This is a genomic window from Gaetbulibacter sp. S0825 (genome assembly GCF_011777505.1).
Taxonomy (GTDB): Bacteria; Bacteroidota; Bacteroidia; order Flavobacteriales; family Flavobacteriaceae; genus Pontimicrobium.
In genome coordinates, this window is the sequence record NZ_JAATJT010000001.1 from 851716 (window position 1) to 866213 (window position 14498).

Below are 14498 nucleotides of genomic sequence, written 5' to 3' on the forward strand. Positions count from 1 at the left end.
AATTTTCTTGACTTAAGAAAGTCTTAAAAAAAATAATGGACAAGTATTCCTTTTTAAACGCAGCACATACAGCATACTTTGCTGACTTATACGAGCAATATTTACAAAACCCAGACTCTTTAGAACCAAGCTGGAGGGCCTTTTTTCAAGGTTATGATTTTGGAAGTGAGAACTATGGTTTAGAAGGCGAAATTATTGAAGGTGTTTCAACACAAATACCAGAACATGTTCAAAAAGAATTTCAAGTAGTTAAACTAATTGATGGTTACAGAAATAGAGGTCATTTATTTACAAAAACAAACCCAGTTCGTGCTAGACGTAAATATGCGCCTACATTGGAAATTGAAAATTTCGGTCTGTCTCAAAGTGATTTAGATACCGTATTTAATGCTGGAGATATTTTAGGATTGGGTAAACAAACACTCAGGGAAATTAGAACACATCTTGAGGCTATTTACTGCAACTCTATTGGTGTAGAGTATATGTATATACGTAAGCCAGATGAAATTGAGTGGATTCAAAGTAAGTTAAATATAAACGATAATCAGCCAAAATTTTCTACTGAAGAAAAGACACACATCCTTAAAAAACTAAATGAAGCAGTTTCTTTCGAGAATTTTTTACACACCAAATACGTTGGGCAAAAGCGATTTTCTTTAGAGGGTGGAGAATCATTAATTCCAGCTTTAGATGCTCTAATTGAAAAAGCTTCAGAATATGATGTAAAAGAGTTTGTGATGGGGATGGCTCATCGTGGTCGCTTAAGCACTCTTACTAATATCTTTGGTAAATCAGCTAAAGACATTTTTAGTGAGTTTGACGGTAAAGATTATGAACAAGAAGTTTTTGATGGGGATGTAAAATACCATTTAGGCTGGACTAGTGACCGAATTACAGATGCTGGAAAAAAAATAAATTTAAATATTGCACCAAATCCATCGCATTTAGAAACTGTTGGAGCCGTAGTGGAGGGTATAGCTAGAGCAAAGCAAGACGATAAATATCCAGAAAACCCATCGCAAGTACTACCTATTATTGTACATGGTGATGCAGCAATTGCTGGACAAGGATTGGTATATGAAGTGATACAAATGGCACAGTTAGAAGGCTATAAAACCAATGGAACTATTCACATTGTTGTAAATAACCAAATTGGATTTACTACTAATTATCGAGATGCACGTTCAAGCACATATTGTACAGATGTCGCTAAAGTTACACTTTCCCCTGTGCTGCACGTTAATGCCGACGATGCTGAGGCTGTAGTGCATGCTGTTTTATTTGCGTTACATTTTAGAATGAAGTTTAAGCGCGATGTATTTATAGATTTACTGGGTTACCGAAAATATGGGCATAATGAAGGTGATGAACCTAAATTTACGCAACCATTATTATATAAAGCAATTGCAAAACATAAAAACCCAAGAGATATTTATGCTGATAAATTAATTGCTGAAGGTGTGATTAATGATGATTATGTTAAACAATTAGAAAAAGATTACAAATCAAAATTAGAAGAAAAACTAGAAGATTCTAGAAAAATTAAGAAAACGGAAATCACTCCATTTATGAGTAATGAATGGGAAAACTATATTACAGCAGAAGAGGATAAAATGATGAAAGCTGTAGACACTTCTTATGATAGAGAAGAATTAGCAAAAATCACTAAAGTACTTTCTAATCTTCCAAAGGATAAAAAATTTATCCGAAAAATATCTCGCCTTATAGAGTCAAGACAAACCATGTTTGACGAAGGCAAAATGGATTGGGCAATGGCAGAGCATTTGGCATACGGAACATTATTAGAAGAAGGTTATGATGTGCGTATCTCAGGGCAAGACGTAGAACGTGGCACGTTTTCGCATCGTCATGCTGTTGTAAAGGTAGAAGATAGTGAAGAAGAAATTATACTGCATAACAACATAAGCGATACACAAGGAAAGTTCTTTATTTACAACTCACTATTATCAGAATATGGTGTGGTAGGTTTTGATTACGGTTATGCTATGGCTAGCCCAAAAACACTAACCATTTGGGAAGCACAATTTGGTGACTTCAGCAATGGAGCACAAATTATGTTAGACCAATACATAACAGCAGCAGAAGATAAGTGGAAACTACAAAACGGTTTAGTTATGTTATTACCACATGGTTATGAAGGTCAAGGAGCAGAACATTCTTCAGCACGTATGGAACGTTATCTTCAAATGTGTGCAAAAGACAATATGTTTGTAGTAGACTGTACAACGCCTGCAAATATGTACCATTTGTTGCGAAAACAAATGAAAGCGAAATTTAGAAAACCATTAATTGTATTTACTCCCAAAAGCTTATTACGCCATCCACTAGTAGTTTCTACTGTTGATGAATTTGCTAACGGAAGTTTTCAAATGTTAATAGACGATAAAAAAGCAGAAGCAGAACAAGTAAAAACATTAGTTTTTGTAACAGGAAAGTTCTATTATGATTTATTAGAAGAGCAAGAAAATCTTAAAAGGAAAGACGTTGCTTTAGTAAGAATAGAACAATTATTTCCATTACCAATAGAAGATATTCGTGAAGTAATAAATAAATATAAAAATGCTGAAGACATAGTTTGGGCGCAAGAAGAACCAAGAAACATGGGAGCTTATAGCCATATGATGATGCATATTGATGAAGCTAGAACATGGAGAGCAGCTACAAGAAGAACTTATAGTGCACCAGCTGCAGGAAGTTCAACAAGAAGTAAAAGGCGACATCAACAGGTAATTGATTATGTCTTTGATAAAACAAAAAATAACCAACGTAGATAATAATATACAACTAAAATATATATAGAATGATTTTAGAAATGAAAGTTCCATCACCTGGAGAATCAATCACCGAAGTTGAAATAGCGGAGTGGTTGGTAGAAGATGGAGATTATGTAGAAAAAGACCAAGCCATTGCCGAAGTAGATAGCGACAAAGCAACACTTGAGTTGCCAGCTGAAGCCAGCGGGACTATTACTTTAAAAGCAGAAGAAGGAGATGCAGTTGCTGTTGGGCAAGTGGTTTGTTTAATTGATACAAGTGCGGCAAAACCTGAAGGATCTGAAACAACAAAAAAGCTTGAGAAGACTGAAGTTTCTCAAATAGAAGTAAAAACAGTTCCTTCAAGTGAAACATACGCCACAGGTACACCAAGTCCAGCTGCAAATAAAATATTAGCAGAAAAAGGAATGGAAGCATCACAGGTTAAAGGCACAGGAAGAGATGGTCGTGTGACTAAAGAAGATGCGGTAAAAGCTGTACCTTCTATGGGTCAAGAGGTAAATGTGGAAGGTCGAGGTACTTCTAGAAGTAAAATGTCCATGCTTCGTCGTAAAGTTGCCGAACGTTTGGTAGAAGCAAAAAACACAACAGCAATGCTAACTACTTTTAACGAAGTAGATATGTCACCAATTTTCGATTTACGCAAGCAATACAAAGAAGAATTTAAAGAAAAACACGGTGTAAGTTTAGGCTTCATGAGTTTTTTCTCATTAGCAGTTGTAAGAGCATTGCAAATGTATCCAGCTGTAAATTCTATGATTGATGGAAAAGAAATGCTGAGTTATGATTTTGTAGATATTTCTATTGCAGTTTCTGGACCAAAAGGATTGATGGTTCCTGTCATAAGAAATGCTGAAAAATTATCATTTAGAGGTATTGAATCTGAAGTTAAAAGATTAGCAATTCGTGCTCGTGACGGACAAATTACTGTTGATGAAATGACAGGTGGAACATTCACAATTTCTAACGGTGGAGTATTTGGTAGTATGTTATCTACACCAATTATTAACCCTCCACAAAGTGGAATTTTAGGAATGCATAATATTGTTGAGCGTCCAGTAGCTATTAATGGAAAAGTTGAAATTAGACCAATAATGTTTGTTGCATTATCCTATGATCACAGAATTATCGATGGTAAAGAATCTGTAGGTTTCTTGGTAGCGGTTAAAGAAGCATTAGAAAATCCTATTGAATTATTAATGAATAATGACGTTAAGAAAGCTTTAGAGCTGTAGCGTAATAATTTATTTTATAAACAAAAAGGGTGCTTATAAATAAGGACCCTTTTTGTTCATATTAAACTAACTAATAAATTAATAGAAATTACCATAACAATAATAATAACTAATCCAATAAATAAAATTTTACGCCAAAGAGTATCGTCTTTATTCATTATCACTCATAAATATTTGGGGTAGATTCTTATTAGAAAATGAAAGCTCCAAGCAATTAAACCTAGAGCCTTCCATAATTCTCCCTAAGAACTAATTAATAGCACTGTAAATTTGCAAAATAAAGTAATACCAAACAATACGTATATATACGTATATGTAGCTTTTTTGAAGATAAATTACTAAAAATCAGAAAATTAAAAATTAAAAAAATTCAAATTTTATAAAAATAGGCTCTCATTTTCCTTCGCAAACAGCAAAAGGCCGTTATGTTTTGATTCTAATTTTAGTTTTTTAATAATATGACTCTTGTGCTTCTCCACTGTTCTTTTTGAGATCTCGAGTAGGCAAGCAATTTCTATGGCAGTTTTGTTTTCAGCAATTAGTTTTAGAATACGTTTTTCTGAAGGTGTTAAATCGTCAATATTTACAGGCTCCGTTTCACCTGAAAATTGATCTTCGATTTCTTTGCTAAAGTATGGCGTGCCCTTAGCCACTGCATTTAAACAATTTTCAATTTCTACTAAAGCAAACTCTTTTAATAGGTACCCATAAATGTTAAGTTGTTTGGCTTGATGGTAGAATGTGCTATTTTTTTCAAAAGTTATAAGTACAATTCTAGTATCTAATTTTTCATGACATAGTTTTGCTATATCTAAGCCAGATAGGTGTGGCATTTTTATGTCTAGAACAGCAATATCTGGCTCGTGCTTTAATATTAATTTATAAGCCTCTTTTCCATTGGTAGCACTATCAATAATGTTGTAGTTTTTTTCAATTAGAAAATCTTGTAACCCTTTTAGTACTAAAGGATGGTCATCAGCAATTATAATTGAAGGATTCATATTAGAGGTTAGTCGAGTTGCTATTAATTAATAGTTAAGATATAAATATTTCTTGTTGTAATCAATTATCGCCTTGGTTTTTTTTAGAATATCGGCTCCAATGATTCCATGTATAGGTTTTGAGTTATGGCTTATAAGTGCAGTATTTACGTGCGTTAAGTCAAATAGAATGATTGAAGTTTTTTTTGATTTCCATTTTCCTATTTTAAGGGTGTTTTTTTTTGATACTTGAGTAAGCATGTCTATTGCTCCAGCACCAGCTGCTTTTATATTGGAGTCTTCAACCTGTAAACCAAACATGTCGACAAATTCAAAATCAACACATGAGTTAGAGGCTCCAGTATCTAAAATAAAGCGTCCTTTTTTCCCGTTTATAGATGCTTTTAGCTCAAAATGATTGGTTTTAGTTAGTTTTAACTTCACTTTAGTGTAGCCTTTGTCAAATAGAAAATCTTTAAGCTTTTTGTTCATTTTTAAGTTTAAAATTGAAAGCTGTAAAAGTAAACCAAACTACAAACTAGAAAAAAATAAAGAGAAAGTATTTTAAATTACCAATAAAAAAGCATCATGTTTACTGATGACTTTTTTACTTTTACAAAATGATAATTACTGATACACACACTCATTTATATAGTGAAGCTTTTGATGAGGATCGTGACAAGATGATGCAGCGCGCCTTCAATAAAGGAATCACGCGCTTTTTTATTCCAGCAATAGATTCAACTTACACCAAGGCGATGTTTGAGCTTGAAAAAAACTACCCAGAGAATGTGTTTTTAATGATGGGTTTACACCCAACATCTGTTAAAGAAAATTACAAAGAAGAACTAACTCACGTTGAAAAGCTATTATCGGAAAGACCATTTATTGCCATAGGCGAAATAGGTATTGACTTGTATTGGGACAAGTCAACATTAAGCATACAGCAGGAAGCATTTAGGCGTCAAATTAAATTATCCAAGAAATATAAATTACCAATAGTAATTCATTGTAGAGAATCGTTCGATGAGATTTTTGAAGTTTTAGAAGAAGAAAAAGGAGACGATTTATTCGGAATTTTTCACTGCTTTACTGGAACATTAGAGCAAGCCCAAAGAGCAATTTCATATAATATGAAATTAGGCATTGGTGGTGTAGTGACATTTAAAAATGGAAAGATAGACCAATTCCTAAATCAAATAGATTTAAAGCATATAGTTTTAGAGACAGATTCACCATATTTAGCTCCTACACCATATCGTGGAAAGCGTAATGAAAGCAGTTACATAATTAATGTACTAGATAAGTTGTCATATATATATGGTATAAGTGCAACAGAAATTGCCAACATTACCACAGCTAATTCAAAAGAAGTTTTTAAAGTTTAGAAATGAAGATACCAAACATATTATTAATATATACAGGCGGCACTATTGGAATGATTAAAGATCCAGAAACTGGCGTGTTACGTTCTTTTGATTTTGACAACTTGTTAGATAAAATACCAGAGCTAAAACTTTTGGCATGTTCTATAGAAGCTATCTCTTTTGATGAACCTATAGATTCATCAAACATGAATCCTAATTATTGGATTCAAATAGCTGAAATAATTGAACAAAACTATTCTACATTTGATGGGTTTGTCATTTTACATGGTAGCGATACAATGAGTTATACAGCTTCAGCATTAAGCTTTATGTTAGAGAACTTAGGAAAACCTGTAATATTTACTGGGTCGCAATTACCAATAGGTGATTTACGTACCGACGCTAAAGAAAATTTAATTACCTCTATTCAAATAGCTTCACTACAAGAAAAAGAGCAACCAATCATTAAGGAAGTATGCCTTTATTTTGAGTATAAATTATATCGTGGCAATAGAACTACAAAAATCAACGCCGAACATTTTGAAGCTTTTGCATCTTTAAATTATCCCGATTTGGCTGAATCTGGAGTTCATCTTAAAGTAAACAAAGAATATTTACTTATACCAAAAACAGGTAAAAAATTAAAAGTACATAATACACTTAACAATAATATTGCGATAATTAAATTGTTTCCTGGGATTTCTGAGAACATAATGCGTTCAATTTTTTCCACTCCAAATCTAGAAGGTGTAATACTAGAAACTTATGGAGCAGGAAACACAACCAATAGAGCTTGGTTTATTGATATGTTAAAAGAGTATATTGATAAAGGAATACATATAATTAACGTTACTCAATGTTCTGGAGGCAGTGTTATCATGGGTCAATATGAAACAAGTACTCAACTAAAAGACATAGGTGTAATTTCTGGAGGTGATATGACAACTGAAGCAGCAATAGCTAAACTCATGTATTTGTTGAGCAAAAATTTATCTACATTAAAATTTAAGGAACACTTCGAAAATTCATTACGTGGAGAGATATCTTAAAATTAACAACCAAAATTTTAACGTTTAAACTTTTTTTTGTTATTTGAGCCGCTGTAACTAAAAAATAGAGTTATAGAGAGGTGGCCGAGTGGTCGAAGGCGCACGCCTGGAAAGTGTGTATACGTCAAAAGCGTATCGAGGGTTCGAATCCCTTCCTCTCTGCAAAAGAGATAATTGCGATTTTCCTAATAGAAATGACGAATCTCTAAATAAATTTTAATTTTTTAATTACAATTTTTTTATATCTTTAACGCTTTAACTAATAAAATTAAGATCAAGAACAATGAAAAGATTATTTTCTATTCTAGCCATCGCATGTATAATGGCATTCGGAACTGTAAATGCTAGTACAAATGCGAACACTACTACAACAATTGTTAATACGGTTGTTTCAGCCCAAGAAGATGGAGCTGCTGCTGAAGAAGACCTAGGATTTCATCAGGAATTAAAAAAGAGATTTATTGAAGGAGGCCCAGGATTTATGGGAATCGTGTTATTATGTTTAATTCTTGGATTAGCAATTGCTATTGAGAGAATTATCTTTTTAAACTTATCTACTTCAAATTCTAAAAAATTAACTCAAAATGTTGAGGACGCACTTGCATCAGGAGGTGTTGAAGCAGCAAAAGAGGTTTGTAGAAATACAAAAGGACCTGTTGCATCTATTTTCTATCAAGGACTAGATCGTGCAGACGAAGATATTGATGCTGCTGAAAAAGCTGTTGTAGCTTATGGTGGTGTACAAATGGGACAACTAGAAAAAAATGTGTCTTGGATATCTTTATTTATAGCATTAGCACCAATGTTAGGGTTCATGGGAACGGTAATTGGTATGATTCAAGCATTCGATAAAATTGAAGCTGCTGGTGATATGCAACCATCTTTAGTTGCAGGAGGTATTAAAGTTGCACTTCTAACAACCGTGTTTGGTCTAATTGTTGCTATTATATTACAGATATTCTATAACTACATCATTTCAAAAATTGATGCAATTGTAAACGATATGGAAGATGCATCAATTTCGTTGATGGATTTATTGGTAAAACACAAGAAGTAATAACAACAACTTAAAATCTTTATAGATTATGAATTTGCAAAAAATAATAAAACTTGTTGCAGCAATAGTTGGAGTTATTTCAATATTCTTTCTTATAAGAATTATTGGAGCAGGAGATGAAGCTCTTGAAACTACGCCTGATTTACAAGATAGCATAGTATCACCTTTTATGTACATAGCGTACCTTATATTAGGAATAATGGTATTTTTAGTTGTAGTGTTTTCAGTAAAACAAATGTTTTCTAATCCAGCAACATTAAAAAAGACCTTAACTAATGTTGGAGCTTTTGTTGCTTTAGCTTTAGTAGCATATTTTGGATTTGCTAACGGTGTAGAAACACCTTTAAGAGATGGTGAAGTTTTAACAGCAGGTAACTCGCAATTAGTAGGGGCAGGATTGTATCTATTCTACTTTTTAGTGTTTATAGCAGTTGGAATTATGCTGTTCACAGGAATTAAAAAAATGATTAAGTAATATTATGGCAAAAAGATCAGCACCAGAAGTTAATGCAGGCTCTATGGCCGACATTGCTTTCTTACTGTTAATATTTTTCTTAGTAACTACTACCATGGAAAAAGATTCTGGAATTAGCAGAAAGCTACCTCCAATGGAAGAATCTGAAGAGGATGTAGTTATTAAGCAGAAAAATATATTTACAGTATTGTTAAATGGTAAGGATCAGTTGCTTGTTGAAGATGAGTTGATGGAGCTTAAAGACTTAAGAGCAGCAGCTGTTGAGTTTTTAGACAATGGTGGAGGTGAAAATGCAGATGGTCAAAAATGTGATTACTGCAAAGGTAAAAGAGACACAAACTCATCAGATCATCCAGACAAAGCAATTATTTCCTTAGCGAATAATAGAGAAACATCTTATAAGGCTTACATCTCAGTTCAAAACGAATTGGTAGGTGCTTATAATGAGTTAAGAAATCGAAGAGCTTTAGAAATAGGGCCTCAACAAGGTTTTAGAGACATGAACTTTATAGAAATGCAAAAAAACTATAAAGACGTTAATTGGCCTGGAAATAGGAAAAAGTTAGAAGAGGTAATAGATCAAATAAAAAAGGAATACCCTCAAAAACTTTCTGAAGTACTAGAATAATAATATAAAACTTAATACAACATAATAATATGTCTAAGTTTAAAAAGAAAAAAGGAGGCGATTTACCAGCGGTAAATACTGCATCATTACCAGATATTGTATTTATGCTATTATTCTTTTTTATGGTAGCCACTGTAATGAGAGAAGATACGCTTATGATTGAAAACAGATTACCAAGTGCTGATCAAATTGAAAAACTTGAAAAGAAAAATTTGGTAATGTATATCTATGTTGGTAAACCAAGTAGCTCCTATAAAGCAAAATATGGCGATGAAGCTAGAATTCAATTAAACGATAAGTTTGCTCAAGTGAGTGAGATTCAAGCATTTATTGCAGCAGAACGTGCTTCTAAAAGAGAAGAAGAAATTCCTTATTTAACAACCTCTTTGAGAGTTGATAAAGAAGCAAATATGGGAATTGTTGGAGATATTAAGCAGGAACTTAGAAAAGCGAATGCTTTAAAACTTAATTATACCACAACTCAAGGAGATGTTTCTAATAATAACTAATTAGAAAATAATCTTAATTTGTTAGATAATATTGAAAAGCACTCTAAACTAGGGTGCTTTTCTTTTGCTTTATATTTGTATTATTGTATCTATTATGAAAGGATTGTTATTTTTTGTTTTGGCATTATTCTGTATGCAACTTGTTTTCGCTCAAGAGGTAAACAATGTACAAGTTATTGACAGCTTAGATCACAAGTATAAAGAAGATCAATACTATTTTGGGGTTACATATAATACTTTGACGAGTATGCCAAATGGGATGAGTCAAAACGGATTCTCAAGTGGTTTTCACGTTGGATTAATGAAAGATATGCCAATTAATAAGCGACGCAATGTAGCTATTGGTATTGGGTTAGGATATTCTACAAACTCTATAAACCATAATCTATTAATCTCAAAAGAGCAGAATGATACTTATACGTATGCGATTTTAGATAACTCGGAATTCACTAAAAATAAATTTGTACAACATCTTGTAGAGATTCCTTTAGAATTTCGTTGGCGTACGTCAACGGCAAGTACCTATAAGTTTTGGAGAATTTATTCAGGTATAAAATTGGGATATGTATTTGCTTCAAACACAAAATTTAAAAATGCATCGGAGCAAATAAAGAACAACAATATTAAGGACTTTAACCAATTACAATACGGACTTACTTTTGCCATTGGATACGACTCCTGGAATGCGTATTTACACTATACCTTAAATTCAATATTTGATTCTAAAGCCCAAATCGATGATGAAAACTTGGATGTTAAAATGCTAAAAATTGGTATTATGTTATACATTTTATAACCAGTAGTTAAGCATAATTATTTGAGGAATCATTCCAATAAATAATCCAATTAAAAGCTCTATATTATTATGTGCTTTTAAATGCAATCTAGACGTTGCTATGGCTCCAGCAATAACACACATAAGTATTATTGACCCATTTATATTTATATGGTAATGAATACTAATTCCAATAAAAAACAAAATTACTCCACCTGCTGCTACCATATGGATACTTGGCTTAAATTTTAATATTGCCAACATTAAACAAGCTAGAGTAGATAACAATATTCCGATAAAAAAACAGTATAATTCTATAAGCTCATTTTGAGGTAACACACGTTGTAAAACTAAAAAAATGATAATGCAGTTAAGAGCCAAGGGTAAAATCCGCTCTTTTGTTGTTGGAAGGTTTACTGTTTCAACTTTTTTCAAAGTTTTTAAAAGTAAATAAAGTAAAATAGGTAAAACAATAGTTAATATTCCTATAGAAAATAGTTTTGCTTTAATTATTTCAATAGGAAGATATCTAGGCGACTTAGAGAAAAAGAAAGCGGTACCTAGAAGCGGCATAAATAAAGGATGAAAAATATAAGATATACTTTTTAAAAATCCACTCATTCTAAATTTCTTTTCTTAATCTAGCCACTGGAATGTCCAATTGTTCACGGTATTTAGCTACTGTACGTCTTGCGATTGGATAACCTTTTTCTTTCAAAATTGCAGCAAGTTTTTCATCGGTTAGTGGTTTCTTTTTGTTTTCCTCTTCAATAACAGTTTCCAATATTTTTTTAATCTCTCTAGTGGAAACATCTTCTCCTTGATCGTTCTTCATGGACTCACTAAAGAACTCTTTAATCAATTTTGTACCATAAGGTGTATCGACATATTTACTATTAGCCACCCTCGAAACTGTAGATACATCCATCTCTATTTCGTCTGCTATATCTTTTAAAATCATTGGTTTTAACTTACGTTCATCACCAGTTAAAAAATACTCTTTTTGATAATGCATAATGGCACTCATAGTAATAAACAGCGTTTGCTGTCGTTGCCTAATGGCATCAATAAACCATTTTGCAGCATCCAGTTTTTGTTTTATAAAGAGTACTGCATCTTTTTGAGATTTAGATTTGTCTTTAGACTCTTTATAACCTTTAAGCATATTATTATATTCTCTAGATACATGGAGTTCTGGAGCATTTCTCCCATTGAGCGTCAACTCTAACTCGCCATCAACAATTTTGATAGTAAAATCGGGTACTACATGCTCAACCATTCTTGTGTTACCTGAAAAAGAACCACCAGGTTTAGGGTTTAAGCGTTCAATTTCATGAATAGCATCTTTTAGTTGTGTTTCGGTAATGTCAAATTTTTGTAGTAGCTTTTTGTAGTGTTTTTTTGTAAACTGCTCAAAGGCTTTGTCTATAATTTTTTGAGCTAATTCAATGCTAGGCGTAGGCGTTTTACGGTGTAATTGTATACTTAAACATTCTTGCAAACCTCTTGCGCCAACTCCAGCTGGGTCTAATTGCTGTACTATGGCAAGCACACTTTCTATTTTATCTTCGGTTGTATAAACATTTTGTGTAAACGCCAAATCGTCCATAATATCGGAAAGTTCACGCCTTATATAACCACTTTCATCCACACTGCCTACTAAGAACAAAGCGATTTGCTCTTCTTCATCGTCGAGTCTAAATGTGTTTAATTGTGATTTTAAATGCTGAGTAAAAGATGTTCCTGAAGCATAAGGCACACTTTTGTCTTCATCATCAATGCTATAATTGTTTGCCTGCATTCTATAATCAGGAATCTCATCATCGCTTAAATATTCATCAACGTTGATGTCTTCAGCATTTATTGATTCACTATCGTTATAATCTTCTGTATTGTCGAAATCATCATCAAGTTCATCTGTTTTATCTTTGCCACTTTCAAGAGCTGGGTTTTCTTCCAATTCTTGTTTTAATCTCTGTTCAAAAGCTTGTGTAGGTAACTGGATTAACTTCATCAGCTGTATTTGCTGAGGCGATAATTTTTGAGATAATTTAAATTGTAAATACTGCTTAAGCATTGTGTTATTTGGGTTTAGAGTAAAAATAAAAAAAACAATCTACATTATGTTAGAACGAAGATTGTTTTATTAAAATATATTTATTCTTAAAAATTAGAACTCGGCATTTTGAGGTGTTCTTGGATAAGGAATTACGTCTCTAATGTTACCCATACCAGTAACAAACATTACTAAACGTTCAAAACCTAGTCCAAATCCTGAATGCACAGCTGTTCCGTATTTTCTTAAATCTAGATACCACCAAAGTTCCTCTTCAGGAATATCTAATGCAGCCATTTTTTCTTTAAGAACCTCTAGTCGTTCTTCACGCTGACTTCCACCTACTATTTCCCCAATCCCAGGGAATAAAATATCCATAGCGCGAACTGTTTTTTCATCCTCATTCAAGCGCATATAAAACGCTTTGATGTTTGCAGGATAATCAAATAAGATTACAGGGCATTTAAAGTGTTTTTCAACTAAAAACCGTTCATGCTCACTTTGTAAATCTGCTCCCCATTCATCAATTAAATATTGAAATTTCTTTTTCTTGTTTGGTTTAGAATTTCTTAATATATCAATAGCTTCAGTATAGCTAACTCTTTTAAAGTTATTATCTACAACAAATCTTAGCTTGTCTGTAAGCGTCATTTCATTTCGCTCAATTTGAGGTTTCGATTTATCTTCTTGTATTTGACGTTGCTCTAAAAAGGCTAAGTCTTCTTTGTTGTTTTCTAGCACATAATTTAATACGGATTTCATGAAATCTTCAGCTAAATCCATATTACCATCTAAATCCATAAAAGCTACTTCAGGCTCTATCATCCAAAATTCTGATAAGTGACGGGACGTATTAGAGTTTTCTGCTCTAAACGTTGGTCCAAACGTATATACTTTACCAAGAGACATGGCATAGGTTTCAGCTTCTAATTGACCAGAAACGGTTAGATTAGCTTCTTTACCAAAGAAATCTTGAGAATAGTCTACTTTTCCATCTTCAGTAAGTGGTGGGTTTTTAGCATCGAGTGTACTCACTCGAAACATTTCACCAGCACCTTCGGCATCACTACCAGTTATAATTGGTGTATGCATATTATAAAATCCATTTTCAGTAAAATACTTGTGAACTGCAAATGATAATGATGAACGTAAACGCATTACAGCACTAAATGTATTTGTTCTAGTGCGCAAATGAGCATTTTCACGTAAAAACTCTAGTGAGTGTTTTTTAGGTTGAATAGGATATGTTTCTGGGTCTGAATCTCCTAAAACCTCTATTGATGTTGCTTGAACTTCAACGTTTTGGCCCTTTCCTTGACTCTCAACCAAAAGCCCTTTTATGTAAACCGCTGCTCCAGTAGTAATTCTTTTAAGAATAGCTTCATCAGTATTTTCAAAATCTACTACGCATTGAATATTATTGATAGTAGATCCATCATTTAGAGCAATAAAACGATTGGCTCTAAAGGTTCTAACCCAACCTTTAACTTCTACATCTATTAATGTGGTTTCTTGAGAAAGTAATTCTGAAACGGTACTTAATTTCATGGTTCATTTAATTTAAGCTGCAAA

The 14498-nt window shown here is 32.8% G+C and carries 14 protein-coding genes and 1 tRNA gene; 10 read left to right on the forward strand and 5 right to left on the reverse strand.

Annotated features, from left to right (window positions below; all coding sequences use genetic code 11):
• Positions 1-35: 35 nt before the first annotated feature.
• Together HB672_RS03970 and odhB are read left to right on the forward strand one after the other, a co-directional pair.
• Positions 36-2795, forward strand: coding sequence for a 2-oxoglutarate dehydrogenase E1 component (locus HB672_RS03970; protein WP_167608081.1), 2760 nt, complete (start codon positions 36-38; stop codon positions 2793-2795).
• A gap of 26 nt (positions 2796-2821) precedes the next feature.
• Entirely contained in the window at positions 2822-4030 is a 1209-nt protein-coding gene (gene odhB, locus HB672_RS03975; RefSeq protein WP_167608084.1) for a 2-oxoglutarate dehydrogenase complex dihydrolipoyllysine-residue succinyltransferase, read from the forward strand.
• Positions 4031-4407: 377 nt separating this feature from the next.
• On the opposite strand, the gene HB672_RS03980 is transcribed toward odhB, so the two are convergent.
• A complete protein-coding gene (locus HB672_RS03980; RefSeq protein WP_167608087.1) occupies positions 4408-5031 on the reverse strand; it encodes a response regulator transcription factor in 624 nt (207 codons plus the stop codon).
• A gap of 27 nt (positions 5032-5058) precedes the next feature.
• The gene (locus HB672_RS03985; RefSeq protein ID WP_167608090.1) at positions 5059-5502 is read right to left on the reverse strand and encodes a retropepsin-like aspartic protease; all 444 of its coding nucleotides are present in this window, start codon (positions 5500-5502) and stop codon (positions 5059-5061) included.
• A 128-nt stretch (positions 5503-5630) separates the two neighbouring features.
• Between HB672_RS03985 and HB672_RS03990 the strand changes: the two genes are divergently transcribed.
• From HB672_RS03990 to HB672_RS04025, 8 genes are all read left to right on the forward strand, one after another.
• Positions 5631-6398: a TatD family hydrolase gene (locus HB672_RS03990; RefSeq protein WP_167608093.1), complete on the forward strand. Its 768-nt coding sequence runs from the start codon at positions 5631-5633 to the stop codon at positions 6396-6398.
• Positions 6399-6400: 2 nt separating this feature from the next.
• Entirely contained in the window at positions 6401-7426 is a 1026-nt protein-coding gene (locus HB672_RS03995) for an asparaginase (RefSeq protein ID WP_167608098.1), read from the forward strand.
• Positions 7427-7500: 74 nt separating this feature from the next.
• Positions 7501-7588: transfer RNA gene (locus HB672_RS04000), tRNA-Ser, on the forward strand.
• Positions 7589-7709: 121 nt separating this feature from the next.
• Entirely contained in the window at positions 7710-8483 is a 774-nt protein-coding gene (locus HB672_RS04005) for a MotA/TolQ/ExbB proton channel family protein (RefSeq protein ID WP_167608101.1), read from the forward strand.
• 28 nt (positions 8484-8511) lie between these two features.
• Positions 8512-8958, forward strand: coding sequence for a hypothetical protein (locus HB672_RS04010; RefSeq protein WP_244306572.1), 447 nt, complete (start codon positions 8512-8514; stop codon positions 8956-8958).
• 4 nt (positions 8959-8962) lie between these two features.
• Entirely contained in the window at positions 8963-9586 is a 624-nt protein-coding gene (locus HB672_RS04015; protein ID WP_167608104.1) for a biopolymer transporter ExbD, read from the forward strand.
• Between the two features lie 29 nt (positions 9587-9615).
• A complete protein-coding gene (locus tag HB672_RS04020) occupies positions 9616-10095 on the forward strand; it encodes a biopolymer transporter ExbD (protein ID WP_167608109.1) in 480 nt (159 codons plus the stop codon).
• Between the two features lie 133 nt (positions 10096-10228).
• The gene (locus HB672_RS04025) at positions 10229-10891 is read left to right on the forward strand and encodes a porin family protein (protein ID WP_244306573.1); all 663 of its coding nucleotides are present in this window, start codon (positions 10229-10231) and stop codon (positions 10889-10891) included.
• Here the strand turns inward: HB672_RS04025 and HB672_RS04030 are convergent.
• The 3 genes from HB672_RS04030 to asnS all read right to left on the reverse strand — a co-directional run bounded on the left by HB672_RS04030 (position 10886) and on the right by asnS (position 14474).
• Entirely contained in the window at positions 10886-11491 is a 606-nt protein-coding gene (locus tag HB672_RS04030) for a hypothetical protein (protein ID WP_167608115.1), read from the reverse strand. The genes HB672_RS04025 and HB672_RS04030 overlap by 6 nt on opposite strands.
• 1 nt (position 11492) lies before the next feature.
• Entirely contained in the window at positions 11493-12947 is a 1455-nt protein-coding gene (gene rpoN, locus HB672_RS04035; RefSeq protein ID WP_167608118.1) for an RNA polymerase factor sigma-54, read from the reverse strand.
• Between the two features lie 93 nt (positions 12948-13040).
• Entirely contained in the window at positions 13041-14474 is a 1434-nt protein-coding gene (gene asnS / locus HB672_RS04040; RefSeq protein WP_167608122.1) for an asparagine--tRNA ligase, read from the reverse strand.
• Positions 14475-14498 lie beyond the last annotated feature (24 nt).

What these genes read in the sequence shown, in the direction of transcription:
- HB672_RS04020 (WP_167608109.1), top strand. Translation starts at nt 9,616, where the DNA reads ATGTCTAAGTTTAAAAAGAAAAAAGGAGGCGATTTACCAGCGGTAAAT.
- rpoN (WP_167608118.1), bottom strand. Translation starts at nt 12,947, where the DNA reads ATGCTTAAGCAGTATTTACAATTTAAATTATCTCAAAAATTATCGCCT.
- asnS (WP_167608122.1), bottom strand. Translation starts at nt 14,474, where the DNA reads ATGAAATTAAGTACCGTTTCAGAATTACTTTCTCAAGAAACCACATTA.
- HB672_RS03985 (WP_167608090.1), bottom strand. Translation starts at nt 5,502, where the DNA reads ATGAACAAAAAGCTTAAAGATTTTCTATTTGACAAAGGCTACACTAAA.
- HB672_RS03970 (WP_167608081.1), top strand. Translation starts at nt 36, where the DNA reads ATGGACAAGTATTCCTTTTTAAACGCAGCACATACAGCATACTTTGCT.
- HB672_RS03995 (WP_167608098.1), top strand. Translation starts at nt 6,401, where the DNA reads ATGAAGATACCAAACATATTATTAATATATACAGGCGGCACTATTGGA.
- HB672_RS03980 (WP_167608087.1), bottom strand. Translation starts at nt 5,031, where the DNA reads ATGAATCCTTCAATTATAATTGCTGATGACCATCCTTTAGTACTAAAA.
- odhB (WP_167608084.1), top strand. Translation starts at nt 2,822, where the DNA reads ATGATTTTAGAAATGAAAGTTCCATCACCTGGAGAATCAATCACCGAA.
- HB672_RS03990 (WP_167608093.1), top strand. Translation starts at nt 5,631, where the DNA reads ATGATAATTACTGATACACACACTCATTTATATAGTGAAGCTTTTGAT.
- HB672_RS04025 (WP_244306573.1), top strand. Translation starts at nt 10,229, where the DNA reads ATGCAACTTGTTTTCGCTCAAGAGGTAAACAATGTACAAGTTATTGAC.
- HB672_RS04015 (WP_167608104.1), top strand. Translation starts at nt 8,963, where the DNA reads ATGGCAAAAAGATCAGCACCAGAAGTTAATGCAGGCTCTATGGCCGAC.
- HB672_RS04030 (WP_167608115.1), bottom strand. Translation starts at nt 11,491, where the DNA reads ATGAGTGGATTTTTAAAAAGTATATCTTATATTTTTCATCCTTTATTT.
- HB672_RS04010 (WP_244306572.1), top strand. Translation starts at nt 8,512, where the DNA reads ATGAATTTGCAAAAAATAATAAAACTTGTTGCAGCAATAGTTGGAGTT.
- HB672_RS04005 (WP_167608101.1), top strand. Translation starts at nt 7,710, where the DNA reads ATGAAAAGATTATTTTCTATTCTAGCCATCGCATGTATAATGGCATTC.